The organism is Coleofasciculus sp. H7-2 (assembly GCF_042747725.1).
Taxonomy (GTDB): Bacteria; Cyanobacteriota; Cyanobacteriia; order Cyanobacteriales; family FACHB-T130; genus FACHB-T130.
Genome location: NZ_JBHZGO010000025.1, coordinates 1 through 22,937 on the forward strand (window position 1 = coordinate 1; position 22,937 = coordinate 22,937).

The window sequence follows — 22,937 nt, forward strand, 5'->3', positions numbered from 1 at the left end:
CCATTTCTCAAAGCATGGAGGCATTGCGTCGGGTGTAGTTTCCTTCATGGGTATTTTTCAACGTGAACTTCTTATCTGGCATGGATCATAACTCATTTGGTTTTAATTCATTGTTTAAGTCCCGTTAGGAGAGGGTTAGGGAGAGGTCAACAAAATTGTTAGTCAATCAGGAATAAAATATGGTGGAAATAACTGCAAAAGTCGTCCAACAACTGCGCTTAAAAACAGGTGCAGGCATGATGAATTGTAAAAAAGCGCTGAATGAAACTAATGGCGATATGACCAAAGCGATCGCATTTCTGCGGCAAAATCAAATAATGCAGACTTGTATAGGAGGAGGCAATCGTATTGCCGCAGAAGGAATTATTGACAGCTACATCCATACTGGCGGTAAAGTCGGCGTGCTAGTAGAAGTAAACTGCGAAACTGACTTTGTAAGTCGCAGTGAAGTATTCCAAACCTTAGTGCGAAGCATCGCTATGCAAATTGCGGCTTGTCCAAATGTAGAATACGTAAAAGTAGCAGATATTCCGGCTGAAATTGTCAAGAAAGAAACAGAAATCGAAATGGGGCGGGATGACCTAGCTAACAAACCAGCAAATATCAAAGAAAAAATTGTTCAGGGACGAATCGAAAAGCGCCTGAAAGAAATGTCTTTGATGGATCAGCCTTACATTCGCGACCAAAGTATCGTGGTAGAAGAACTGGTAAAGCAAAGTGTCGCCCAACTCGCCGAAAATATTCAAGTGCGTCGCTTTGTCCGCTTTGAGTTAAGTGAAGGCATTGAAAAGCCAGTAAGTAACTTTGCCGAAGAAGTTGCAGCACAAATGGGCGGTAGTTAATAAAGCTGACAGCTTATACTTGTGGGGTAGACATCTTGTCTGCCCTACTTGCTTCAGAATCGTTAATCTACTTCTACTCAGCACTTCCAAAATAGGATAATCTCAATAATAAAAAGTTGAAACAATGGCAAGCCCTTCCCTGCCAGTTCAAGAAATACCGAGAGAACACACCCATCGAGTTATCCTGCAAGGAGTTAGTTGGCAAACTTATCAAGCATTGTTAACTGAGATGGGGGATAATCGTTCTTCTCGTCTTGCCTACGATCGAGGTGTATTAGAAATCACAATGCCGTCCGACCGCCACGAAACCAACACGAAGCTTTTGGAACGGATGATCGAGGCATTAACTGAAGAGTTGGATTTACCAATCAAAGGATTTCGTTCAACAACCCTAAATCGAGAAGACTTACAGCGTGGTGCAGAACCAGATTCTTGCTACTACATCCAAAATGTTGAGCGCATTCAAGGTAGAACGGTAGACTTAAACATCGACCCTGCACCTGATCTGGTAATTGAGGTTGATATTACCAGTCCTTCTAGTAGAAGACTGGTAATTTATAAACAGTTAGGAGTTTCTGAAGTTTGGCGTTATGTTGGGCAGCGGGTAGAAATTTACCAGTTACACTCAGAAAGTTATAATCTCTGCGAGAATAGCCCAACTTTTACATTTGTATCTGTTGAAATTATCAATCAATTTTTACAGCAGGCAGAAACCCAGGATGATACTACCTTTATTCGTGCTTGGCGTAAGTGGATAAGGGAAAAAGTGCGGGAAAAAGAGGTTTAGTAAGGATGCGATCGCGCTTTTCGAGTTGAGTCGTGTAAATTCGATAAACACCGTTGCCAGTGTAATTTGATTAACCCATTAATGCTTATAGAGTGTTCAAAATGTCCACTCCATTTTTATTACGTTTTTTTAGGTTGGTAGCCCTATCCAAATCAAAAATAGTGTTAAGATAGGGCTGATTGAAATATTGCTTTGTTCTGGAAAAACAATGATTGTAAAAAAGCTAACCTCTGAAGATATAGAGAAAAGGAAAGAAGAATTGGCTGCTAGACTTAGGTCTTTTCTTGAAGCATCTCCTTTGTACACAAAACTTAAAATTGATTTGTCTTGTGTAACTCAAACAGGTGATTTTTTTATTGATAATCGCGTTAATGTCATTTCAAAAGAATGCTCAATCTGCGGAGCAAAGCGTGATTTTAAGAATAATCAAGGAACAATAGTAGTACAGGAGCATCTCAAAGCAAGAATCAAAGTTCAAGTACAGAATATACGAACAGAGATTATTCATCTTCAATTTACCTGTACGATTTGTAAAGAAGAGGAGGCTTTATTTTTCATAGAATCTAACAAAGAAGAAGGTTGGATTCGCAAAATTGGACAAGTTCCTCCGTTTGATATTTCTATTCCTAAAGAAATTGTTAAAGAACTTGGTCAGGATGCAGAACTTTACAAACGCGCTCGTATGTGCATGAGCCAATCTCACGGTGTAGGAGCCTGTGCCTACTTGAGACGATTGGTTGAAAATCAGATCAATGTATGGCTAAAACTTATTTATGAACTTAAGGAGTATGAAAATGCAGACTCTGAAGAACTGAAGAAAATAGATGATGCCATAAAGAGTCGGAACTTCTCCCAAAAAACCGAAATTACTTACCAATCTGCGCCGAAGAGTCTAATCGTTGAAGGTGTCAACCCTTTTAAGCTAATTCATGATCATCTAAGCGGTGGTCTGCATGGTCTTGATGAAGACCGTTGTACGGAAATTGCTGTAGAACTATCTGAGATTGTGGAATACGTCGTCTCTGAGCTTAATAGAGAGAACAAATCTAAGAAAAAGTTCTTAGAGAAAATAAGAAAAGTCCAAAAGTAGGAACTACTCTTTGATTTAACTCAAGCAGTAGGCTGTGTTAGCAACAGCGTAATACAGCCTACTGATTAAAATATAAAACGCGATCGTTCATAATTTAAATTGATGAAATTACCAACATAACTATGACGCAATCAACAGCTACCGAGTATAAATATGTGCTTCTCGATGAACGTAACGTCCCTTTCATTGCTGGAACTTCGATGAAAGTAGTTGAATTAATTACTTCTGTAAAAGCTTATGGTTGGAGTCCCGAAGAGTTGCACTATAACTATCCTCATTTGACTATGAGTCAAATTTATTCTACCTTAGCTTATTACTGGGATAATAAAGAAGAGATTGATGCAGATATTGAGCGGCGATTACAGTATGCTGAAAAGTTACGCCAAGAAGCAGGAGAATCTCCTTTAGTTGCCAGACTGCGATCGCAAGGTCTATTAAAATGACTGTGGCTCTTTACATGGATGAAAATGTTAATCGAGCCATTACAGATGGTTTACGCCTGCGAGATGTAGATGTCCTTACAGTACAGGAAGACGGTCGCGCTGGAACACCTGACCCCATTATACTTAACCGTGCTTTGGAACTTCAGCGCGTCTTGTTTTCACAAGATGAGGATTTTTTAGCTGAAGCAAATCGCCGTCAACAGGAAGGTATATACTTTGTTGGTGTCATCTACGCTCATCAATTAGTTGTTCCAATTGGGAAGTGTATCAGCGATTTGGAACTGATTGCTAAACTTGCCGAACCAGATGAATTAGCTAACCACGTTCAATACTTACCCTTGTAATTTCCAGTTATAAATTAGAATTGGCGTTTGAGTTCTTCAACGAAAATCACCCTTCTATATTGAGAGATCCCACCTTCTCTCACAAACAGCGATCGCATATCTCTAGCGTTAAAGAGGTGCTAGATGACTTGATAGCCAACGGCACACGGATTAGTCAACGGCTTTATGATGATGCCTTGACGATCGCAGAAGAGTAGAGCAATAATGTAGTACATGTATTACAAATAGCGGCGCTGCTTTGGGAAATTGCTTACCAAGCGGTTTGATTTGTGTAGTGCTTCGCACTAACGCGCTGCTTCGCTAACGCATTTAAATATTTAACAATTATCTAACTTTAAAGTAGGTGAGACTGATGACAAAAACTCTCAATCATGTTGACTTGTGCTTTGTAATTGATACAACTGGCAGTATGGGTGGTTTCATCCAAGAAGCAAAACAACAATTGTTGGATACAATTCGCCTGTTGTCTGCTGATAGCGATATCGATCTGCAAGTTGGTTTAGTAGAATACCGCGATCACCCTCCACAAGACACGACTTTTGTAACTCGCATCTATCCGCTGACTGCAAATTTGCAGGAGATGCAGAAGAACATCAACAAACTAGAGGCTGACGGTGGTGGAGATCATCCGGAAGCGGTTTATGATGGCGTTCTGGATGCGGCTAACCAGATGAAGTGGAGACGCAACAGTTGTCGTTTCATCTTGCTGGTGGGTGATGCGCCGCCACACGGTTTCCAGGCAGATCGAGACAGCGACGGCTTCACGCATACCGATTCGGCGCGGTACCCTAATGGTTTAACGGTGCAGTGGGTGACGGCGGCGGCGGAAAATCAGCGGGTGACGGTTCATGCGCTGTGCATGGGAGGCGATCGCTCTTGCGTGCAGTCGTTTACCGCGAACCGACAAGGTCGGCGCTTCGCTATCGCAACTGGCACAGGCGGACAATGTGCATCTGTACGCGATGCTAAAGATGTCATCTGTCAAATAGTGACGATGTTAAAAGGCGAATTTCGTGACTTAGAATTTGACCGTAAAGTGTTACAAAATGTGCAACGTCTGGGTAATCTAGATATAAGCGCTACAGCTGACGCTCTCGGTTGTCCAAGACTGCAAGTTGCATCTGCGATCGCACGACTTGGAAAGCGAGGTTTTCTAGAGTTTTGAGTTTTGAATTAACTTAAAACTCAAAATTTTCATCGCTGGCGTGACCTAACCTTGTAGAGCATACATACTTTAGTACGAGAGGAACAGTAATATAGCAGTCCTATTTGATTAGTGAAGAATAACGAACCGCAGAGGACGCAGAGAGCGCAGAGAAAGAAAAGAGAAAGTTTTCAAACTCACTTAGGATTGCTATAGTGGCTTCGACTTGAGTTTATCAGCAAACGTGGGAGTAAGGAGCAAAGAACCTGGGAGTTAAGCTGCTTAAGTAGCTATGCTTTAAAAAGTGTGTAATAACTCGCCCAGTGCAGTTCCTTCTCTTGTCGCGATCGCGCGAGATATCTTAACTTTCACGCAAGCAATCCCTAATATATATAATTAATGGCTAAACAACGACTCGACACCTTATTAGTAGAACTGGATTTATGCGCCTCCCGACAGTTAGCACAGCGGCTAATTCGGGCTGGGGAAGTTATGGTAAATCAGCAAGTCATTGATAAGCCGGGAACTGAGGTGGATACCACGGCGCAAATTAAAATTAAAGAGCGATCGCGTTTTGTTTCTAGAGGCGGAGAAAAACTTATCCATGCACTTGAAGAATTTGGCATTTCCGTACCCGATCGAATCTGCTTAGATGGCGGCATTTCTACTGGCGGATTCACCGATTGTTTGCTGCAAGCTGGGGCAAAAAAAGTTTATGGCATTGATGTCGGTTACGGACAAGTTGACTGGGGTTTACGCAACGATGCGCGGGTAGTTTTGAAAGAACGGACTAATCTGCGCTATCTCACACCCGATGAATTGTATGGTGGCGAACAGCTAGCAGATTTAGCGGTTGTGGATGTGTCGTTTATTTCCCTAACCAAAATTCTTGATGCTTTGTGGAAGTTGACACAGCCTCCCAGAGAAGCGGTATTGCTAGTGAAACCGCAGTTTGAAGTCGGGCGCGAACGTGTTGGTAAAAAAGGTGTGGTGCGAGATCCTGACGATCAGGCAGATGCTATTTTCCAAGTGTTACAAGCAGCGCAACCCTTGGGATGGCAATATCGCGGCTTAAATTGGTCGCCAGTGACGGGTCCTGCTGGTAATATCGAGTATCTGTTGTGGTTAGATATGGATAGCGCCACACCACCGCCGAGTTTGCAAGCAATTAGACAGATTACCGAATCCGCTACATCTCACTTTCGAGATAATCTTAAATCGTAAATTTTTCTGTCAATTTTGATACCGTTTGCCTCCATTCAGGTCAAATTGAGACAGAAGCAAGTCTTAAAAGCAGAGGGTCAAAGCATGAGTACCCAAGACCAGGCGCGGGAATTGATGGCGCAGCACCGTCACCACGACGACCACTTACACGAGTCTATGCGAAGCCGTGCAGAGGCTGAGGTGAACCAAACCCACGCTGCTGACGCCCATACCCAAGAACAGGCGCGGGAATTGATGTCGCAGCACCGTCACCATGACGAACATTTACAAGAGTCAATGTTAAATCGTGCAGAAGCTGAATTAGGTGCTAGCAATAATGCTGCTAACTCTTCTCAAGAGTAATTTCGCTGTGAAGTAGGTGGGTTAATCACAAGTGTCAAAGAATATTTTGAACCACAAAGACACTAAGAAACCAAGATAGAGAACTTTGTGCTTTCTTAGTGCCTTTGTGGCTTTGTGGTTAATCTTACCAAAATTGCTTTTTGAACCACTAAGACACTAAGACACAAAGATAGAGAACTTTGTGGTTAATTGTCATTTAACTATTGCAACAATTCCTGCCGCAAGCGATAAAGAATTGTATTCGGTTCTACCTGGTTGAGAATCTCTTGAATAACCGTATTGGCTCCCAACTGCCCCCAGGTGCAGCCTTGCTCTAGATACACCTGCGCCGCCCGACCAACTGCATAGGCTCCATATCCAGCGATACCAGCTTGGGCGATCGCTGCACTGCCATAAGCGGTAATATTCGTGGGATTCTCCCCAGCACCAATCGCCGCCGCACTCTTGCCCAACCCGAAAACTAAACTACTGCCTAATTCACCCAACAGCAAGCCGCCCGAACTAAACAGAATGGTTTTCCAAAGCTTTCCAACTTCATAACCAGTCATCGGCAGCCCATACAGCCGCGCCAAGGAGCGAATCAGCGCCAAATCCGCCACCGTTCCTCCCAAGACATCCAAAACAGCAATCGGATTGAGAGCAACAGCGATCGCTTTGTATCTTACATAGCTCCAAATTAGCTGCTCCGCCTCAGTTTCACGAGCTGCCACCACTTTCTGAGCAATGCTTGCTTCAGCTTCTCTTGCCTGAACTAAGGCATTGAGCGCTAAAAGCGATCGCCCTTCTCGATTCAGAATACCCAAAATCTTCTGCTTCAACTCATCCACCTGTGACGGCGGCGTCTCCCATTCCTGAGTTACGCGACCATCGGGCCACTCCACTCGCACCTCCAGCGGTGCAGGTTCCGCCGCCACCATCACAATTTCATCCTCTTGTAAAGATGCGAGCGATCGCCTCTCCCGACTACCAGCACCCAGAATTTGCAACTGTTGATAAATTGCTTGTCGGTCTTGCTCCGGATACAGGTCAATCTTGTTAAATACTAAAATTAAAGGCTTCTGGCTCAGTCGCAATTCGCACAGCGCCTGATACTCCGTTCGCGTGATATCACCCGCCACCACAAACAAAATCAGGTCAGATTGACGCGCCACCTCCCGCGCCATTTCGGCTCGCGCTTGCCCCTGAATTTCATCCAATCCAGGCGTATCAATCAATTCCACCTGCACCTTACCAGCCGCGTTAGGCGTCCAGCGCACGGAACGGGGCCACTGAGTCACACCATTAAGCGGCCCAGTTTGCAGAATTTTCTGTCCCACTAAGGCATTTAACACCGCTGATTTGCCGCGACTGACCAAACCAAAAGCGGCTATCCGAATCACACCCTGGTCTAACTTATCAAGCGTAGACTTCAAAAAATCCAGTTCAGTTTGCAGCGCTGCGGTTGCTTCTAATTTTGAGGGATGCCGTTGGCTGCGAGTGTGGGAATACCAAGACAGCGCTTGCCGCAGACTAGCACGAGCGCGATTGAAGTGAGTTTCTTGCAGATTGGTGCGTGCAGAGGATGTGTGACCCCCAGCAGTTGCATTCGTTTGGGATAATTGAGGATGGCTCAAGGCTAAATTAGAAGAAGCTACAGATCCATTTTCGCGCGATATCTCATTGCGATCGCTTGATTGCACTCTACCTGAAATGAAAAATCAACTTTTTTGCTCTCTTTTCCTAACCACCTTCCTGGTTGGTGGCTATCCCACAATTGATGCAGTGCAAGCTGAGCAATCGATTCTACTCGCTCAGTCGGTATGGAAGCAATTCTCTTCCAGAGGAGGAGGCTTCACCGTGTTGATGCCCGGTACACCTAACCAAAGTCAGCAAACACTCCAGACTAAAGGTGGACCAATTAAAGTGCAACTCTTTCAGGCTTTCCGACCTAATCAAGCAGGTTATGTAGTTGGTTATTCCGATCTCCCGGCTAATCTGATCAAGACTCCTCGTGATGTTAACGATTTCTTTGCTGGGGCAATTTATGGATTTACAAATAGTTCAAAAGGGAAGCTATTAAGCCAACGTAACATTAATTTGGGAAGTTCACCCGGAAGAGAATTCAAAGTGCAACTCTCTCAAGGAGTAATTGTTAAAAGTAGATTTTATTTGGTAAATCGGAGACGATTTTACCAGGTTTTCGTAGTAACAGATAAAGAACAAGACTTAGTTAAAAGTATTGATGGTTTTTTGAATTCCTTCAAGCTTACTAAAAATTCGTCGGCATCGCCAAAAGTCCCAAAGGAAAATCTCAACGCTTCGTTACAAAAGGCAGTCTGCGCTCAAAACTGGATGCAAGCGATCAAAGTAATCGATCGGATGAGAAAGATTGTTGGCGATCCAAACACTCAAAGTCAGTTAGTCGCCTATCGACAGCAATTACAAGGTTTGGCGAATTCTAAAGTACCCGTTCCTGCCTCAGTCCTTACTGGTTGCACCGCTGCTCGATAAGCGAAACAAACACGCAACAACTATAGCAATCCTATTTTAGTTGTGAGCCAGCGGTTCCTATCCCGGACTTCGTAAGAGTTGCCCTAGGATCTCGCCTTCACGAATCATTTAGGATTGCGATCGCACTGGATTCTCCATTTTCAGTTTGCTATCAATTCGCGGGCACTCTCGCAGCTAGGACGAGCCAGAAGTCTGGGATATGGCTCCGAAGCAAATTCTTGGTCTGGGTTGCTTAATAAATAGCGATCGCAGACCCCAAATAGTTCAGCCTCAGTCTGGGATTGGCGCATATTTTTTAAGAAAGATCCGGCGGCATCCACACTCTGACCGATGTAATTTAGATACATCTTCATATAACTAACCCGCGCTTTCTCCGGTACCGTCAATGCTGTCATCGTTCGACGCAGTAGCTCAATGTAGTCGCGAACTTCACCCAAAGTTACGATAGAAACAGGTTCACCGCTCAGGTATTGGCGAATTTGCTTAAAAATCCAAGGATTTCGGATCGCAGCGCGACCGATCATCACCCCTGCTGCGCCTGTCGTGTCCAGAACGGCTGCTGCTGTTGCGGCAGATGTCACGTTCCCGTTGGCTAAAACTGGGCAATTAACCCGTTGTACGGCATGGGCAATCAGATCGTAATGCACGTTGCTATGATACATCTCCTTAACAGTACGACCGTGCAAGCTCAGCAAATCGATGTCGTACAGGTTAATCAGGTCGAGGATACGATCGAAGTTAGCGGTATCTTCAAAGCCAATTCGCATTTTGACAGTCAAAAGCCCATCGACAGCCCCCCTCAATTCGCTAAGGATTTGGCTAATCTTTTCGGGATCGCGTAACAGTCCTCCACCCACGTTTTTACGATAAATTCTTGGCGCAGGGCATCCCATATTCAGGTCGATACCCGCTACTGGATAGCGACTCAGTTCTTTAGCAATGCGTACTAGATCGGAAATGCTCTCACCAATGAGCTGAGCAAAAATGGGGCGTCCAGTGGAGTTTTCTGTAATCGATCTGAGGATGTTTTTATCCAAACCGGAACTGGTGTGGACGCGAAAATACTCAGTAAAGAAATAATCGGGACTGCCATAGTTAGCGATCGCGCTCATGAATAGCAGATCCGTCACATCTTGCATAGGAGCAAGCGCCGTTAATTTCAGTCCCGGATACATAGGAGGCGGAAGGAAAGCGGATTGTGACATTTGCGCGATCGGTTGATATTGGATAACAAATTATTTGTCGTGATTAACAAACTTCTTGTCACTAAGACTGAAAAGCTTGAAAGCTTGTAGAATTGCGACTTTGATCGTTCCATCCTTGGGCATTATGCTTGAAGTGAGATGGAAGGTAGGTGCGGTAAGCGAAGCTATGCTCCTAGAGCTTATCGCTCATATTGGCGTATATGCAAAGCAGAAGTATCTGTTGGGTTTTCTTGCGTCAACTTAATATCTGGCGAACTTGCGATCGCACTCTACTGAAAGTCGGATGCTGAGACGCGCCCTTCCATCGGCTCATATTCATCTTCTAGCAACCAATTCTGGGCTTCTTCGTAAGTTGAGCTGGTAAATATGACTTTGTAACCCTCGGCAGGATCGTACACGCACCAGTGTCCTGCCTGGTTGCTAAGAAGTAGCAATATATAGGGAGGTGATAACATTGGATCGAGCCAGACTTCTGCAAAGTGCCAATTATCCCTCACTGGATCGAGTCCGGGGAATGACGTGATATCGGTTTTCTGCATCAATTTTCACCTCTCCATAGAACAGTGGAGTTCTCGAACCATCATCAGGACTGATTCTGTAACCAATTGGTTCAGTAAAAAATAACCCGTAACGCTCGTATCCCCTGATGATGCCTGTGTACTCTCCTCTTTCTATAATGGCTTGGGCAACTCTGTCCATTGTGGCTTCATCGTTGAAAACATGAGCAGATTGTCCTCGTCTCAACAACCTTTGCACTTGAGTTGTATCCGGTAGATGTTTGGCGATATGCCGGAGATCGAGGATAATTTCACGGTCAATGCCACTCATGGAATTTGATCGTCAAATCCCATGAGCATATCAGGCTTAGCGATCGCATCTTGCTCGTCCTCTGGCAGTTTCTCAAGCTCTGCAATGACGCGCTGAAGTAATTCAGTCATGGTTCCAAAACGTAGGTAATTCTCTACGAGGCATCATAGCAATAGACAGCGATCGCCTCCTTGCGACGCTAACAGCTAAACTCATCAGCTACGATCGCATTATTACTCTAAGTCTTCTTCAGTAAGCTCAGCATCCTTCAGGAGGCTTCTCAAAGTACCAGTAGGCAGATCCCGATTGCCATGAACAGGAATGGAGAGAATGACGCTGATATCTTCCTTTGCATAGATATTGGTGGCTACCAGTGACTCGTTTTAGTTCCCAACCATGTCGCTCAACAATCTTACCAAGAGCCTTACCGGAAACCGACTTCATACAGATAGCTCAATCAATTGTTTCTCAGGCTCAAGCTCTTGGCGCTGACTAGCAACTTCCAGCCAACCTTGAATAGCGTCTTCTAGCATCTCCAACAGTTGCTCGTAGCTTTCTCCCCAAGTGTGACAGCCTGGTAGAGCAGGTACAGAACCACACCATACTCCATCTTCCTGCCAGATGACTGCCTTAATTTTCATAATCTATCTCTCACAGCACTGTGCCTAGATTTTAGTGTAGCTATGCGATCGCCCATCCACAATCTCGACCTAAGAGCGAACTGACAAGTCAGCGCTTCGCTATCGCATCCTTGGAACGCTAACAGCTAAACTCATCAGCGACAGATCACCCCTCACCAAAGCCCAACGCTCGTGCGTGAGATGGAAGGTAGGCACGGGATAGGCACGGGAAGCGAAGCTATGCTCGAAGAGCTTATCGCTTATATTGGCATAGATGTTGAGCAGAAGTAGGTGTTGGGTTTCCTTGCGTCAACTTAATATCTGGTGAGCTTGCGATCGCACTGTCCGGTGTAGCGGTGTTGTTATCCTCACACCCCCGATTGTGTTTCTTAATACACCTCGTCGTGGCTACCAATATCTACAAATACAGCATTCCCATCCTCAGTAAAGTAAAATAACACCCTCTCGTCGTATTCCACGCTAAAACTCCATAAACCCTTGAGCTTGCCTGACAATTTGTGAGTTTTCAAGCTTTGCTCGAATGGAGCTATGGTAAACTGCTCTACCTTTTGCCAAAATTTTGCTTCTAAATCTAAATTTTCCTTAATTCGCTTTTTGAAAGCACGACGGAATGAGGAACTAAAACTGATTTCCACCATCACTCCTCTATTAACTGTCTCAGCGCATTAATATCGGAGGAGAATTTCAGTTCGCCATTTTGCTCTTCCACTCGTGCTGTTTGAAAGTTTTCATATATTTCCTCGCGGCGCTCTTCCCGTAGATACTGCCTCAGTAGCAATTGAATTTCTTGCTTTTCCTCTGTAGAGAGGCTTTTGATTGCTTCGACTACATCACTGAAGCTCATAGCCTGAAACACCGTGTCGAACTTACTTAATCAATCTAGCATGACGATGATTATTCAGAATGAGTAGCCACATCAAGGCAGATTCAAGGTTGATTGTCTACTCACAATCTCAATCTAACGGCGAACTGACAAGTCAGCGCTTCGCTATCGCATCCTGGGAACGCTAACAGCTAAACTAATTGCTTATGCGGAAAAACTTCATCAAGTGGAGTGGTATCGCCAGCAACGATTTCCTGACGTACCATTTGGGCTAAACGATCCCATTGCTCGTTTGTAGTGGATTTAAAGCGGACTTTCCATGCCCGTTCATCTTCTAATTCAGCTAGAAGACGAGTAGCGATCGCATCTTGCTCGTCCTCTGACAGTTTCTCAAGCTCTGCAATGACGCGCTGAAGTAATTCAGTCATGGTTCCAAAACGTAGGTAATTCTCTACGAGGCATCATAGCAATAGACAGCGATCGCATCCTTGGAACGCTAACAGCTAAACTCATCAGCGACAAATAACCCCTCACCAAAGCCCAACGCTCGTGCGTGAGATGGAAGGTAGGCGCGGTAAGCGAAACTATGCTCGAAGAGCTTATCGCTCATATTGGCGTATATGCAAAGCAGAAGTAGATGTTGGGTTTTCTGGCGTTAACCTAATTTATGACCAATCAGTCCACCGGGGAGGTACTGCCCCTCCTACAGCAATGTTGTAAGCATTGCACCTCGCTTTTCGGTCTCCAGTGGAAATAATGGGTGGTATAGGAGTTGAACCTATCTGGTGCTGGTTAAAAGCCAGCTGCACAGCCGCTATGCCAACCACCCGTATCAATAAAACTGCCAGAGTGGGGGTCGAACCCACAACCCTCCGATTAACAGTCGGATGCTCCGCCATTGAGCTATCTGGCATTAACCCCTTACCCAAGAGTCGAACTTGGCACTCCGTCTTTAGGAAAAACAGGTCTGCATCCCGCAGGTAAGGGAAGTTTTACCCCGTGCAAGTCGAAAAAGCATTTGGTTTTGTCGGTTAACAGCCGAGTATGTATGCTTTGTCTGTCAGGACACGGGTAAAAATTGGCTCCGGGAGTAGGACTTGTAGGCGCAGCCTTCAAGGGAGAGTACCTACAACGACGCGGTTCACAGCCGCGAATCCCACTTGAGCTATCCCGGAATAACCCCTCGCCCAAGAGTCGAACTTGGTCGCCAGCCTTCGGAGGGCTAGGTCTGCATCCCGCAGGCAAGGGAAACCCCTCTGGATGGAGTCGAACCACCACAACCGATGTTCGTAGCATCAGCCCTATATCCGTTAGCAAAGGGAAATCCACTGGGAAGGTACTGCCCCTTCTATCGCCGCGTTATCAGCACGGTGCTTCACTTTTCAGCCTCCAGTGGATAGAGGAAGATGGAGGAATCGAACCCCTACGACATCTCTGCCGTACCCTGCGGTTCAAGCGCAGTTGCCGTCCATTCGGCGGCATCTTCCGAGTTGAATAACGGAAGCTGGAGGAGTCGAACCCCTACAGTTATTCACTGCACTCCTGTGTTCGAGACAGGTTGCCGTCCTCTCGGCAGCAGCTTCCATTTAAGGGTGTCTGACGGGAATTGAACCCGCTATGACTGGTTCCACAAACCAGCGCCGCTACCGCTTTGGCTTCAGACACCATAATGGAGTCAAGGGGACTCGAACCCCTCACATCCTGCGTGCAAAGCAGGCGCTCGTGCCTTTTGAGCTATGACCCACTAAATTTGGTGGATACTGGTCAGAATCGAACTGACATCTTTCTACTTGCAAGGTAGACGCTCTACCTGCTTGAGCTACAGACCCGTGTTTTGTGTTGTTGAATGCGATCGCGCTCTCGCGTGCAAGTTAGCAGAGCATTGCGTTTTCTCAGCTACTAGAGGGACTCCGCCGATGAGTTGTTACACACTCTTTAAAGGATGGCTACCTTGAAGCCAACCTGCCGGGTTCTTCGCACTCCTCGTTCTCAAACGCCCGCTGTATTAGAACAGCGTTACTTTTCCTCTCGTACTAAAGTATGTAGGCTCTATCATATTGGGTCACGCAAGACGCGATCGCTCCATCCCGTCCAACTTAATTGCAGAAGAAGGCAACCTCCTTTTTGAAGTGTATTAAGCACCCCCACCAGGATTCAAACCTGGGGCTTTCATCTTAGAAGGATGCTGCTCTATTCACTGAGCTATGGGGGCTTATATTGGTAGTCCTGGCAGGATTTGACACCCGCAACTCCTTGCTTGCACACGGCAAATGCTCTACCGTTGAGCTACAGGACTACGAAAGCGGATGATGAGACTCGAACCCATGCGCTGAGACTGGCAGACTCAGATGCTAGCCACTACATCACACCCGCATATTTGAAAGAGCGGACAACGGGATTTGAACCCGTATCGAGAGTTTGGAAGACTCAGATGCTAACCATTGCACCATGTCCGCTTGAGAGCAGGAGGCGAGACTCGAACTCGCATAAGCAGTTTACAAGGCTGCTGTGTTGCCATTAACACCACACCTGCAATAACAGAGCAGACGGCGGGGGTTGTTCGCGAAGCGTTCCCGAAGGGTACCCACATCAAGGACTTACCATGCCCTTATGTTTCCGGTTACACCACATCTGCATTGTCAAAGAGCAGGCGGCGAGATTTGAACTCGCATCAGAAGGATACGACGCTCCTATGCTTGCCATTGCACCACGCCTGCATTTTGGTGGCGGGGGTAGGAGTTGAACCTACTGATGTGAGGCTTATGAGACCTCCAAGCCGCCCTTGCTTCATCCCCGCATCGCACCAATGCCCCTGACTGGACTTGAACCAGTAACCTCTTCGTTCTAAGCGAAGCGCCTCGTGCCAATTGGGCTACAGGGGCAAAAATGATTGGTCTATTTGTATTTAGGCTTTAACACCCAATACCTCTGGCTGGGATCGAACCAGCATCAACTTTGCACTCAACAAAGTATGTCTACCTGTTGCATTACAGAGGCATATCGGGATGACAGGATTTGAACCTGTAACCTTCTCCTCCCAAAGGAGCCGCGCTACCAAGTTGCGCCACATCCCGTTGATGCTCCTGGTGGGACTCGAACCCACAACATCTGGTTTTTAAGACCAGCGCCTTCTTCCAATTGGGCTACAGGAGCGTGATTTGGCTGCCCCGCCAGGGTTTGAACCTAGACCGTCTGAGTCAAAGTCAGATATGCTGCCAGTTACACCACAGGGCAATGAGTGGATGCCGGGACAGGGCTTGAACCTGTATCTCAGACTTCAGAGGACTGCGACTTGCCTATTCGTCCACCCGGCAATGAAATAAATGGCTGCCCTGGTAGGGATTGAACCTACGACCGTTCGGGAAACCAAGCGATCGCTACTTCCACGCTCGCTACAAGGCAACGACAGCCCCCCAGGTCAGAATCGAACTGACGACCTCTGGTTTTTCAGACCAGCGCTCTCACCAAGAACTGAGCTACCGGGGGAAATTTCAACGGAGAGGGAGGGATTTGAACCCTCGTCAAGTTACACTTGATCAGCTTTTCCAAAACTGCGCCTTAAGCCACTCAGCCACCTCTCCAAGTTGACGAGAGCGGAGGGACTTGAACCCCCACGTCTACCCTTCGGGAAGCAAGCTACGATTTCGTAGACCGATGTTTCATCCAGTTAAACTACGCTCTCATTTGTGATGAGGGAAACAGTCATTTGACTGCACTGCCCTGGCAGGAATCGAACCTGCGATCGTCGAGTTAACAGCTCGCTGCTTTACCACTCAGCTACAGGGCATTGGTAGTGCTGACGGGATTTGAACCCGCAGATCGCTTGATTGAAAGTCAAGTGGCTTAAACCATTTGCCTACAGCACTATGAAAGGCGCGGGGACTGAGATTTGAACTCAGAACGTTGGTTTTGGAGACCAAAATGTTGCCAGTTACACTATCCCCACATTTGATTTGAACTTTGAATCCAAAGTCGAATGGGTCGGGCAGGATTTGCACCTGCAACCAAAAAAGGACGATTTTACAGACCGCTGCCCACCCTAATAGGCGAGCCGACCCAAGTGAAAAAGGCGGAGAGGACAGGACTCGAACCTGCAATGGGTTGCCCCAAACTTCTTTAGCAGAAAAGCGCTTTTACCATTCAGCCACCTCTCCAGATAGCCCCAAAGGGATTTGAACCCTTGTACTCGCCTTGAGGGGGCGATGTCCTAAACCGCTAGACGATGAGGCTTTGTTTATCAGTAGGAGTAGTAGGACTTGAACCTACGACTAGCCCCTTATGAGAAGGCTGCTCTACCACCTGAGCTATACTCCTTTGATGGCAGTGGGAGTAGCAGGACTTGAACCTGCAACCATACGGTTAAGAGCCGCCTGCTCTGCCAATTGAGCTATACTCCCTTTGAGAGGTCGAGGTGGGATTTGAACCCACGAATTTCTCTTTTGCAGAGAGACGCCTTGAGCCTCTTGGCTACTCGACCTCGACGGTTTGGGCAATTTATAATCTGCAAAAAGAAGCAGATAGTAAATCGCCGCATAGTCTAGAGCGGGGTTTGAACCCAGATTCCAGTATTGAAAGCACTGTGTCCTAGCCGCTTAGACGATGGGACCTTGTAGCGATATGAGATTAAGAAATTAATCTCTATATTGCTGAACGAGGCTGACGGGACTTGAACCCGCGACATCTTGTTCGACAGACAAGCACTCTACGCAACTGAGTTACAGCCTCATCAATTCAGCAATCTTGCTACAAACGTGTTACATCTCCGGGATGTGGGGGGCATTGCTTGCTAGGCTATCCCCCCACTTGAGATGCCTGTGCTTAATCAAAAATGCACAGTATCAATCGTTAAATAGGTGATTTCTTATTCAGTTTTCAAGGTTCAGAAAAAGACTGAGAATATTTACAGAAAGAACCGCCGTTCTAGGTGATAAACCTGTTGGGTGTTACGCCTAGATTCAGCATTTTTGGTTTGAATGAGGTGTGTATTATCCAGTTGTTCAGGCTCTACTTCAGGTTTTTTGGAAGTAGGCTGATGCGGCACCTCAAAGGATTCTGGCGGATGCCAGCGTTTATTAACTTGTTGGACGTAGAGTAGCACCATGACTTTTTTGGGTTAGAGGTTTTTGTCTCTTTCCCTCTTTCAATATATTTATGTTACATAAATATTACACAAAGTGTCAAGGGGTTGGGGAAAAATATTTTGAGGGTTTTGGAAGGATGCAGGAAATTTACCCAAACTCCTGAGTGAGCTTAAGTTTTATGCCTGACATTTTGCCAAGTCATCTATATATATGTAAGGAATGGCAGGTTGTAGTATGGGATGAGCGATCGCTCGTCGCAAAAACTCAGATCGAAAACGGTTCAATCTGGCTATTACTCCACTCTCGCTGCGATCGCTCAGCGATAAACGGTCGGACTTTGAACTTGGGGGGGCGACCGTCAAAGACATCAATTCGCAAAAATGAGTAGGGTCGTCGCTTCTGCAACCCCTGACCATGACGACCGACAAAAAGCAGCGATTTCGCCACCAAGCGGGTGTCACCACCCTTCAAATCCCCAAAAATCTCCGTCAATTCCGCTCCCTCAGACCGCTGACGGCGCAGACTGTGACCGCTGCCACCACAAACGATCCAATTAATATTAGAGTCAGCGAATCCGGTATCGCCAGTTTGGAGATATTCCAGGCAGTGAGCGTGACCGTTCAGAATCAGATCGACCAGCGGACGACCCTGCGTCTGCTTTCCGACTGCTTGCTTCACCGCATCCAACACCCGGCGGAGGCGGAGGCGAACCGCTAAAGTTTGCGCCTGGTGCCACTTCGTCGCCTCCGTGACGTAGGGAGGATGGTGGAAATAAATTACCCGTCCGCGCACCTCGGCAGTATTCCAAGATTCAATCAGCCTTTGCCGCAGCCAGTCCAGTTGCTCGAAGTCAGTTACTGTCGTTTCGTCGGCTGCCAGTTGCTTGTTGATGTCAATTAAAAGTTCGTCGATTTGCTCAAGCTTGGCTTGATTGTCATCAAGCTGTTCAGCCTCATCGGGTCGCCCGGAGCGAAGTACAGCTGAGCTTTCCATGATTTGAAGTTTCTGCCGTTCCAGGTCAGACCGACGATTTTCCAATTCGCTACGGTAGGCGTCCCCCTCTTTAGTCGTTGGCAGGGGTAATGGCGCATTGAAAGTATTTGAGTCGAGGGCAAAGAAATCAATCCCACCGCTACGAAACGTGTAATAGCGGTTGGGTAAGCGGGTGAAGCGTCCCGGTTGATAAGAAAGGCAGCGACCAGTATCAGTCTTGGCAGTGTAATGACGATCCAGATGACGAGCCAGTTCGCCCTCGCTATTGAACGCTTTGAGGTAGTCAAGAAACGCTCGCGCATAGGCATTACCTTGATCCGAACCGTGCCAGCCAATGTCCAAATCTAACTGGGAGCGCAGCAGGCGGCGTAGGGGCAGCGAAGCCTGTGCGATTAAACCATAGATAAAGGGTAGGTCATAGTAATCGTGGTTCCCTGGCACGGGCAAGAACGGCATATTAAAGACCATTTGGTCATACGCAATGCGTTCGGGGCGATCGCCACCTACCAAAAACTCTCGGTAGGGAGAAATAAAGTTTTTTAGGTAGTATTCGCTGGAGCCAACCAGATAGATCACGTCGCCGGTGTGCAACACGAAACGGCTCTGTTCGCGGTGGCGAATCATGAGTTCTGCGATTTGTCGTTGGGGGTTGTATCCCCGATAGGAGCCGGAACCACTATCCCCCACGACTAAAAATGAGAACTCCGGAGTGTCAGAAGCGCCATCGTCTAAAACCATCCGGGTTTGATCGATTCCTCGTTCCACAAGACTCGGTGCAAGCCATCGCACTCGTTCGTTCATCTTACGGATTTTGACCGAGATCGGTGGATCGGATACAAATTGCATAGCTGCTTTACTCCCAGATTTCTCTGTGCCCTCGTTGCTCGTCCCACTGCATGCTGATTGTACCTGCCTGCGCCCCCTAGAAGGCTTCTATCGATTTATATAAGAAAGGCGATGGGCGAGAGCGATGAGTAGCTTGCTTGTAGCCTAGATGATATAGCACTCCTATTTGAGTTGTGCGCGAGTATTCGCCTTAGTGTAGAGACGCGATTAATCGCGTCTCTACAGGGGTTCACAAATCAAATAGGATTGCTATAGACAGGATGTAATCTGAATCTATCCGCTGTTTTAATTTCTATGACTGAGCAACGTGATGCTGATTCGTCGTCAATGGATTCTCAGCAGCCCAGTGAACCAACTGATGCTGTGACGACTGAGTCGGTCAATGATTCTCGGAAAAACCGGATTGCAGGTGTTTGGAACAACGCCACAGCAAAATTGAGGCAACTGCTACCTGTAGAGCAAGTGGCACAAACGGCTGTTGGGTGGTTTAGTGTCAGCGAAGATCGGGTTGCAGAGATTTTGGAGACTGTTCGAGCCGAACTCCCCACCACGGAAGCCCTCTTGATTGGGAAACCTCAAGCTGGGAAAAGTTCAATTGTGCGGGGGCTGACGGGCGTTTCTGCTGAGATTGTCGGTCAGGGATTTCGCCCCCACACGCAACACACGGAACGGTATGCTTATCCTTCCAGCGACGTGCCGTTACTCATTTTTACGGATACGGTCGGACTGGGAGATGTAAACCAGGACACTCAGGCGATCGTTCAGGAGTTGGTTGGCGATTTGCAACAGGAGAGTCGTTCCGCCAGAATTCTGATTCTGACGGTCAAAATTAATGATTTTGCAACCGACACACTGCGACAGATTGCGACTGTGCTGCATCAGCAGTATCCAGATATTCCCTGTCTGCTGGCTGTCACCTGCTTGCATGAGGTTTATCCTCCCGGTGCTGCCGATCATCCCGCCTATCCACCTGACTATGAGGAGGTTAACCGAGCCTTCGGTGCAATTCAACAAGCGTTTGCCGGAGTGTGCGATCGCGCCCTCCCGATCGACTTCACTCTGGAAGAAGATGGTTACACTCCGGTATTTTATGGCTTGGAGGCGCTGCGAGATACCTTGGCAGACCTTTTACCAGAAGCGGAAGCGCGGGCGATTTATCAGTTATTGGATAAAGGCGCTGGCGAACAAATTGGCAATCTCTACCGGGATGTTGGACGCCGTTATATTTTGGCATTTTCCATCATGGCAGCTGCGATCGAGGCGGTACCGTTGCCATTTGCCACCATGCCTGTCCTAACTGCCTTGCAAGTCTCAATGGTCGGTTTGTTAGGAAAATTGTACGGGCAAACGCTAAGTCCATCGCAGGCGGGGGGTGTCGTTAGCGCGATCGCTAGTGGTTTCCTAGCACGAGCAGTCGGACGGGAGTTAATCAAATTCTTACCTGGTTTTGGGAGTGCGATCGCTGCTTCCTGGGCAGCTGCCTACACCTGGTCATTGGGCGAAGGTGCCTGCGTCTATTTCGGTGACTTAATGGGCGGTAAAAAGCCCGACCCTCAGAAAATTCAATCGGTGATGCAAGAAGCGTTTAAGACAGCACAAGAACGATTTAAAGGAATCAAACGTTGAGAACACCTGTTCCTTAAAAAACAATGATTTGTCAATAGATACGTAAATCTTGTATTGTTCTGCAAATGCAGTTTCCAGCATCTCTTTTTCTGCACGGATGCGATCGGCACACGACACAAACCCTGTTAACATAATGGCTAAAACTATAGCATTCCTAACTGATTTCTCAAACTCTCTATTTCTTTTCTCTGCGTCCTCGGCGTCCTTGGCGGTTCGTTCAAAAAGAATATTTCACAAATCAAATAGGATTGCTATATAATTTAATTAGTTATTGTAGCGATAAGCGATCGCTATTGCCATTTATTCGCTTCAATGCACTACATTATAGCATAGCTGCACAAGACCAGAACGATAAGTTTGACATTTAGTAAGATTCAAAGATTGAGGGTTTATTCGATTATCAAATAAGGGAATTCCTTCACCCAATATAGTTGGATGTATCGAAAGAATTAGCTCATCTACTAGATTCTGACTCATCAAGGCATGAGTCAATTGAGAGCCGCCAACTAACCAAATATTCTTTCCATCTACCTGACGCAATTGCTCTACAAATTTCTTGATGTCTTCCGTGATAACTTCAGCATTACTATCTGCTGGAAATAGAGGATTCCTGGTAAAGACATAGCTTTTTACACCTTTGTAGGGATACTCACCGAAAGTAAGAACTTGCTCGTAAGTCTTCCTACCCATGAGAACAGTATCAACACTGGCGAAGAACTCTGAATAGCCATAATCTTGGTCTGTGAATAACCAGTCAATGTCGCCAGACTGCCGCGCAATATAACCGTCTAAACTGGATGCAATGAACAGTATAATTTTACGCATGACACCAGCCTGATAGATAAACTTAAGGCATTATAACTATTGATTGTCCGCAGCAGTTTAACACGCTGATTCGTCATGTTCGCAGGGCGAGATAAAAATAGGTTCATCGTTATTCCCTTACCTGTTATATTTGCTCTTTGTACTACACCTTTTCCTTCGCTGGCGGCACGATGCCAAGCTTGTTTAGACCTTTATCCAGTTCCTTGAGTAGTTGAAAATCTTGCTCTGGCAAGGGATAAGTGCTACTGCTGAATAATCCTGCACCTTGAGAAGGCTGCTTTTCTAGGAAAGAGAATGCTTGTCGAAACTGATGCGGTTCTGCTTTAATTGGTGAGTCAAAGTGGCAGGGAATAATTCGTTGAAAGTTCCAACTTGCCACCTTATCTGCCCATTCGATAGTTTCTCTGGGTGCGCGGTTGAGAATCAGAGTCTGTAGAATTGGTGCTACAAACAAGCGACCATCGCCTCGCAGCGCCTCGAATGACCGCTTCCAGTCATGCTTCCATTTAAAAGGAAACAAACCGAAATAAGCTTTCTTAGAACGTTCCGGTGCTTTGAGAGCATTGCGAAACACCTCACCCCATTTGGGTACTTCCAGCACGCCTGGTTGGAAGTACAAAGCAAATAGGGAGATGCGCTGCCATCCCTTACGGCGATTTGCCAAATTGTCTGCAACAATATCAGACGCTTTATCCTTGGCATGGAACAGCAAAGGATAGGGATCTAATTGGACAATTGCTGGCGGATCTTCTGGTACAGAAACCACCGAATCTGTCACCAGTAGCGTGCGCGATCGCTTGTGGAAAAATGCAACTTCCGCAAACTTACCCGGTCCCAGGTAGATAGGCCCTAGTATCGCGTAGTCAAACTGGTTGGCAAAGGGGGTGGTGCTGCTGTCTTGTGGAAGTACCTGAGTGCGTTTGGAAGGCAAACCCAGCCAACTTAGGGGTAGATTGAGGGGGAAACTCCACTGAGAAGGAGCCACAAAAACCTGTGCTAGCGGAAAACATCTAGCAAAGGGACCCACAAAGACTTTGTGTTCTAGTCCAGAGATAGTGGGTAGAATGATGTACTTGACATCTCCGTGTTCTGCTACCAATTCTTTGACAAGCCGGATACACTCAGGGGTTGGCGCAACAGGCGCATAGACGAACAAACCCCCTTCATCTAGCTTAACGACCGTCATGCGAATGGGCACGACAACGTAGAAGATGCCCTGAAGCTGGTCAAAAGTCCAGACTGTATCCTGAACGACTTCTTTGCGGATTGTCCGCCGACTGCCAAAGGGATAGAGGGGCAAAGTGAACCAGAAAGACCATGACAAGTCCCTCGGATGAATCTGTTCTGCGTTTGGTGCGCCATCATCAGCCACTTCACGACCCCC

General features: G+C 46.7%; 23 protein-coding genes, 33 tRNA genes and 1 pseudogene. 11 read left to right on the forward strand and 46 right to left on the reverse strand.

What is annotated here, in order from left to right; genetic code table 11:
• Nucleotides 1-179: 179 nt before the first annotated feature.
• From ACFW2W_RS05890 to ACFW2W_RS05930, 9 genes are all read left to right on the forward strand, one after another.
• Nucleotides 180-842 carry a translation elongation factor Ts gene (locus tag ACFW2W_RS05890; protein ID WP_378174662.1) on the forward strand — a complete coding sequence of 221 codons (663 nt, stop codon included), beginning with the start codon at nucleotides 180-182 and terminating at the stop codon, nucleotides 840-842.
• Nucleotides 843-966: 124 nt separating this feature from the next.
• Complete coding sequence (locus ACFW2W_RS05895; protein WP_378174665.1) at nucleotides 967-1,629, forward strand: Uma2 family endonuclease; 663 nt, start codon at nucleotides 967-969, stop codon at nucleotides 1,627-1,629.
• A gap of 208 nt (nucleotides 1,630-1,837) precedes the next feature.
• Nucleotides 1,838-2,719 (forward strand): hypothetical protein, encoded by an 882-nt coding sequence (locus ACFW2W_RS05900; protein ID WP_378174668.1) that lies wholly within the window; start codon nucleotides 1,838-1,840, stop codon nucleotides 2,717-2,719.
• Nucleotides 2,720-2,841: 122 nt separating this feature from the next.
• Nucleotides 2,842-3,162 carry a DUF433 domain-containing protein gene (locus ACFW2W_RS05905; RefSeq protein ID WP_378174671.1) on the forward strand — a complete coding sequence of 107 codons (321 nt, stop codon included), beginning with the start codon at nucleotides 2,842-2,844 and terminating at the stop codon, nucleotides 3,160-3,162.
• A complete protein-coding gene (locus tag ACFW2W_RS05910; protein WP_378174674.1) occupies nucleotides 3,159-3,506 on the forward strand; it encodes a DUF5615 family PIN-like protein in 348 nt (115 codons plus the stop codon). Before ACFW2W_RS05905 ends, ACFW2W_RS05910 begins: the two co-directional genes overlap by 4 nt.
• Nucleotides 3,507-3,526: 20 nt before the next feature.
• A complete protein-coding gene (locus ACFW2W_RS05915; protein WP_378174677.1) occupies nucleotides 3,527-3,703 on the forward strand; it encodes a DUF3368 domain-containing protein in 177 nt (58 codons plus the stop codon).
• A gap of 155 nt (nucleotides 3,704-3,858) precedes the next feature.
• Nucleotides 3,859-4,671: a VWA domain-containing protein gene (locus ACFW2W_RS05920; RefSeq protein WP_378174680.1), complete on the forward strand. Its 813-nt coding sequence runs from the start codon at nucleotides 3,859-3,861 to the stop codon at nucleotides 4,669-4,671.
• Between the two features lie 378 nt (nucleotides 4,672-5,049).
• Nucleotides 5,050-5,874: a TlyA family RNA methyltransferase gene (locus ACFW2W_RS05925; protein ID WP_378174683.1), complete on the forward strand. Its 825-nt coding sequence runs from the start codon at nucleotides 5,050-5,052 to the stop codon at nucleotides 5,872-5,874.
• 84 nt (nucleotides 5,875-5,958) lie between these two features.
• Nucleotides 5,959-6,216, forward strand: coding sequence for a hypothetical protein (locus tag ACFW2W_RS05930; RefSeq protein WP_378174686.1), 258 nt, complete (start codon nucleotides 5,959-5,961; stop codon nucleotides 6,214-6,216).
• A 200-nt stretch (nucleotides 6,217-6,416) separates the two neighbouring features.
• On the opposite strand, the gene ACFW2W_RS05935 is transcribed toward ACFW2W_RS05930, so the two are convergent.
• Entirely contained in the window at nucleotides 6,417-7,760 is a 1,344-nt protein-coding gene (locus ACFW2W_RS05935; RefSeq protein ID WP_378174781.1) for a GTP-binding protein, read from the reverse strand.
• A gap of 145 nt (nucleotides 7,761-7,905) precedes the next feature.
• Here ACFW2W_RS05935 and ACFW2W_RS05940 point away from each other — a divergent pair, with 145 nt between their 5' ends.
• Nucleotides 7,906-8,706, forward strand: coding sequence for a hypothetical protein (locus ACFW2W_RS05940; protein WP_378174689.1), 801 nt, complete (start codon nucleotides 7,906-7,908; stop codon nucleotides 8,704-8,706).
• 140 nt (nucleotides 8,707-8,846) lie between these two features.
• On the opposite strand, the gene ACFW2W_RS05945 is transcribed toward ACFW2W_RS05940, so the two are convergent.
• From ACFW2W_RS05945 to ACFW2W_RS06155, 43 genes and pseudogenes are all read right to left on the reverse strand, one after another.
• Nucleotides 8,847-9,911: a tRNA dihydrouridine synthase gene (locus ACFW2W_RS05945; RefSeq protein WP_378174692.1), complete on the reverse strand. Its 1,065-nt coding sequence runs from the start codon at nucleotides 9,909-9,911 to the stop codon at nucleotides 8,847-8,849.
• A 269-nt stretch (nucleotides 9,912-10,180) separates the two neighbouring features.
• The gene (locus tag ACFW2W_RS05950) at nucleotides 10,181-10,450 is read right to left on the reverse strand and encodes a hypothetical protein (RefSeq protein WP_378174695.1); all 270 of its coding nucleotides are present in this window, start codon (nucleotides 10,448-10,450) and stop codon (nucleotides 10,181-10,183) included.
• Nucleotides 10,398-10,739: a DUF6972 family protein gene (locus tag ACFW2W_RS05955; RefSeq protein WP_378174698.1), complete on the reverse strand. Its 342-nt coding sequence runs from the start codon at nucleotides 10,737-10,739 to the stop codon at nucleotides 10,398-10,400. Before ACFW2W_RS05955 ends, ACFW2W_RS05950 begins: the two co-directional genes overlap by 53 nt.
• 212 nt (nucleotides 10,740-10,951) lie before the next feature.
• Nucleotides 10,952-11,162 (reverse strand): annotated as a pseudogene (locus ACFW2W_RS05960) (type II toxin-antitoxin system HicA family toxin).
• Nucleotides 11,159-11,359 (reverse strand): type II toxin-antitoxin system HicB family antitoxin, encoded by a 201-nt coding sequence (locus ACFW2W_RS05965; protein ID WP_378174701.1) that lies wholly within the window; start codon nucleotides 11,357-11,359, stop codon nucleotides 11,159-11,161. Before ACFW2W_RS05965 ends, ACFW2W_RS05960 begins: the two are co-directional and overlap by 4 nt.
• 368 nt (nucleotides 11,360-11,727) lie before the next feature.
• Nucleotides 11,728-11,994, reverse strand: coding sequence for a type II toxin-antitoxin system YafQ family toxin (locus tag ACFW2W_RS05970; protein ID WP_378174784.1), 267 nt, complete (start codon nucleotides 11,992-11,994; stop codon nucleotides 11,728-11,730).
• Nucleotides 11,995-11,996: 2 nt separating this feature from the next.
• The gene (locus ACFW2W_RS05975) at nucleotides 11,997-12,203 is read right to left on the reverse strand and encodes a hypothetical protein (RefSeq protein ID WP_378174704.1); all 207 of its coding nucleotides are present in this window, start codon (nucleotides 12,201-12,203) and stop codon (nucleotides 11,997-11,999) included.
• Between the two features lie 170 nt (nucleotides 12,204-12,373).
• On the reverse strand, nucleotides 12,374-12,610 hold the full coding sequence (locus ACFW2W_RS05980) for a hypothetical protein (protein WP_378174707.1): 237 nt from the start codon (nucleotides 12,608-12,610) through the stop codon (nucleotides 12,374-12,376).
• A 329-nt stretch (nucleotides 12,611-12,939) separates the two neighbouring features.
• Nucleotides 12,940-13,011: transfer RNA gene (locus tag ACFW2W_RS05985), tRNA-Lys, on the reverse strand.
• A gap of 12 nt (nucleotides 13,012-13,023) precedes the next feature.
• A tRNA-Asn gene (locus ACFW2W_RS05990) sits at nucleotides 13,024-13,095 on the reverse strand.
• A 487-nt stretch (nucleotides 13,096-13,582) separates the two neighbouring features.
• Nucleotides 13,583-13,669 (reverse strand) — tRNA-Ser (locus tag ACFW2W_RS05995).
• Nucleotides 13,670-13,680: 11 nt separating this feature from the next.
• Nucleotides 13,681-13,766, reverse strand: a tRNA-Ser gene (locus tag ACFW2W_RS06000).
• 7 nt (nucleotides 13,767-13,773) lie between these two features.
• Nucleotides 13,774-13,847 (reverse strand) — tRNA-His (locus tag ACFW2W_RS06005).
• Between the two features lie 5 nt (nucleotides 13,848-13,852).
• Nucleotides 13,853-13,925, reverse strand: a tRNA-Ala gene (locus ACFW2W_RS06010).
• A gap of 8 nt (nucleotides 13,926-13,933) precedes the next feature.
• Nucleotides 13,934-14,011: transfer RNA gene (locus ACFW2W_RS06015), tRNA-Ala, on the reverse strand.
• Between the two features lie 310 nt (nucleotides 14,012-14,321).
• Nucleotides 14,322-14,394, reverse strand: a tRNA-Arg gene (locus ACFW2W_RS06020).
• 6 nt (nucleotides 14,395-14,400) lie between these two features.
• Nucleotides 14,401-14,478: transfer RNA gene (locus tag ACFW2W_RS06025), tRNA-Thr, on the reverse strand.
• 5 nt (nucleotides 14,479-14,483) lie between these two features.
• Nucleotides 14,484-14,555, reverse strand: a tRNA-Gly gene (locus ACFW2W_RS06030).
• Between the two features lie 11 nt (nucleotides 14,556-14,566).
• A tRNA-Gly gene (locus ACFW2W_RS06035) sits at nucleotides 14,567-14,638 on the reverse strand.
• Nucleotides 14,639-14,643: 5 nt separating this feature from the next.
• A tRNA-Thr gene (locus ACFW2W_RS06040) sits at nucleotides 14,644-14,715 on the reverse strand.
• Between the two features lie 112 nt (nucleotides 14,716-14,827).
• Nucleotides 14,828-14,899: transfer RNA gene (locus ACFW2W_RS06045), tRNA-Thr, on the reverse strand.
• 4 nt (nucleotides 14,900-14,903) lie between these two features.
• Nucleotides 14,904-14,979, reverse strand: a tRNA-Met gene (locus tag ACFW2W_RS06050).
• A 10-nt stretch (nucleotides 14,980-14,989) separates the two neighbouring features.
• Nucleotides 14,990-15,064 (reverse strand) — tRNA-Leu (locus ACFW2W_RS06055).
• 118 nt (nucleotides 15,065-15,182) lie between these two features.
• Nucleotides 15,183-15,256: transfer RNA gene (locus ACFW2W_RS06060), tRNA-Pro, on the reverse strand.
• 4 nt (nucleotides 15,257-15,260) lie between these two features.
• A tRNA-Leu gene (locus ACFW2W_RS06065) sits at nucleotides 15,261-15,335 on the reverse strand.
• A 6-nt stretch (nucleotides 15,336-15,341) separates the two neighbouring features.
• Nucleotides 15,342-15,416, reverse strand: a tRNA-Gln gene (locus tag ACFW2W_RS06070).
• A 5-nt stretch (nucleotides 15,417-15,421) separates the two neighbouring features.
• Nucleotides 15,422-15,496, reverse strand: a tRNA-Gln gene (locus ACFW2W_RS06075).
• Nucleotides 15,497-15,506: 10 nt separating this feature from the next.
• Nucleotides 15,507-15,584: transfer RNA gene (locus tag ACFW2W_RS06080), tRNA-OTHER, on the reverse strand.
• Between the two features lie 7 nt (nucleotides 15,585-15,591).
• Nucleotides 15,592-15,668: transfer RNA gene (locus ACFW2W_RS06085), tRNA-Phe, on the reverse strand.
• Between the two features lie 9 nt (nucleotides 15,669-15,677).
• Nucleotides 15,678-15,763 (reverse strand) — tRNA-Ser (locus ACFW2W_RS06090).
• A gap of 7 nt (nucleotides 15,764-15,770) precedes the next feature.
• Nucleotides 15,771-15,864: transfer RNA gene (locus ACFW2W_RS06095), tRNA-Arg, on the reverse strand.
• A 33-nt stretch (nucleotides 15,865-15,897) separates the two neighbouring features.
• Nucleotides 15,898-15,969, reverse strand: a tRNA-Asn gene (locus ACFW2W_RS06100).
• A gap of 1 nt (nucleotide 15,970) precedes the next feature.
• Nucleotides 15,971-16,048 (reverse strand) — tRNA-Glu (locus tag ACFW2W_RS06105).
• An 8-nt stretch (nucleotides 16,049-16,056) separates the two neighbouring features.
• A tRNA-Trp gene (locus tag ACFW2W_RS06110) sits at nucleotides 16,057-16,128 on the reverse strand.
• 31 nt (nucleotides 16,129-16,159) lie between these two features.
• Nucleotides 16,160-16,240 (reverse strand) — tRNA-Tyr (locus ACFW2W_RS06115).
• A gap of 12 nt (nucleotides 16,241-16,252) precedes the next feature.
• A tRNA-Ser gene (locus tag ACFW2W_RS06120) sits at nucleotides 16,253-16,336 on the reverse strand.
• Nucleotides 16,337-16,339: 3 nt separating this feature from the next.
• Nucleotides 16,340-16,412: transfer RNA gene (locus tag ACFW2W_RS06125), tRNA-Glu, on the reverse strand.
• 11 nt (nucleotides 16,413-16,423) lie between these two features.
• Nucleotides 16,424-16,496, reverse strand: a tRNA-Met gene (locus ACFW2W_RS06130).
• 10 nt (nucleotides 16,497-16,506) lie between these two features.
• Nucleotides 16,507-16,579: transfer RNA gene (locus ACFW2W_RS06135), tRNA-Lys, on the reverse strand.
• 6 nt (nucleotides 16,580-16,585) lie between these two features.
• Nucleotides 16,586-16,659: transfer RNA gene (locus ACFW2W_RS06140), tRNA-Cys, on the reverse strand.
• A gap of 174 nt (nucleotides 16,660-16,833) precedes the next feature.
• Nucleotides 16,834-16,907, reverse strand: a tRNA-Asp gene (locus tag ACFW2W_RS06145).
• A gap of 175 nt (nucleotides 16,908-17,082) precedes the next feature.
• Nucleotides 17,083-17,283, reverse strand: a complete 201-nt coding sequence (locus ACFW2W_RS06150; RefSeq protein WP_378174710.1) for a hypothetical protein — start codon at nucleotides 17,281-17,283, stop codon at nucleotides 17,083-17,085.
• Nucleotides 17,284-17,527: 244 nt separating this feature from the next.
• Nucleotides 17,528-19,102 carry a metallophosphoesterase family protein gene (locus ACFW2W_RS06155; protein WP_378174713.1) on the reverse strand — a complete coding sequence of 525 codons (1,575 nt, stop codon included), beginning with the start codon at nucleotides 19,100-19,102 and terminating at the stop codon, nucleotides 17,528-17,530.
• Nucleotides 19,103-19,396: 294 nt separating this feature from the next.
• Here ACFW2W_RS06155 and ACFW2W_RS06160 point away from each other — a divergent pair, with 294 nt between their 5' ends.
• Complete coding sequence (locus ACFW2W_RS06160) at nucleotides 19,397-20,728, forward strand: GTPase family protein (RefSeq protein WP_378174716.1); 1,332 nt, start codon at nucleotides 19,397-19,399, stop codon at nucleotides 20,726-20,728.
• 309 nt (nucleotides 20,729-21,037) lie between these two features.
• On the opposite strand, the gene ACFW2W_RS06165 is transcribed toward ACFW2W_RS06160, so the two are convergent.
• Together ACFW2W_RS06165 and ACFW2W_RS06170 are read right to left on the reverse strand one after the other, a co-directional pair.
• Nucleotides 21,038-21,553: a dihydrofolate reductase family protein gene (locus ACFW2W_RS06165; RefSeq protein ID WP_378174718.1), complete on the reverse strand. Its 516-nt coding sequence runs from the start codon at nucleotides 21,551-21,553 to the stop codon at nucleotides 21,038-21,040.
• Between the two features lie 142 nt (nucleotides 21,554-21,695).
• The gene (locus ACFW2W_RS06170) at nucleotides 21,696-22,925 is read right to left on the reverse strand and encodes a DUF4336 domain-containing protein (RefSeq protein ID WP_378174787.1); all 1,230 of its coding nucleotides are present in this window, start codon (nucleotides 22,923-22,925) and stop codon (nucleotides 21,696-21,698) included.
• Nucleotides 22,926-22,937: the final 12 nt, after the last annotated feature.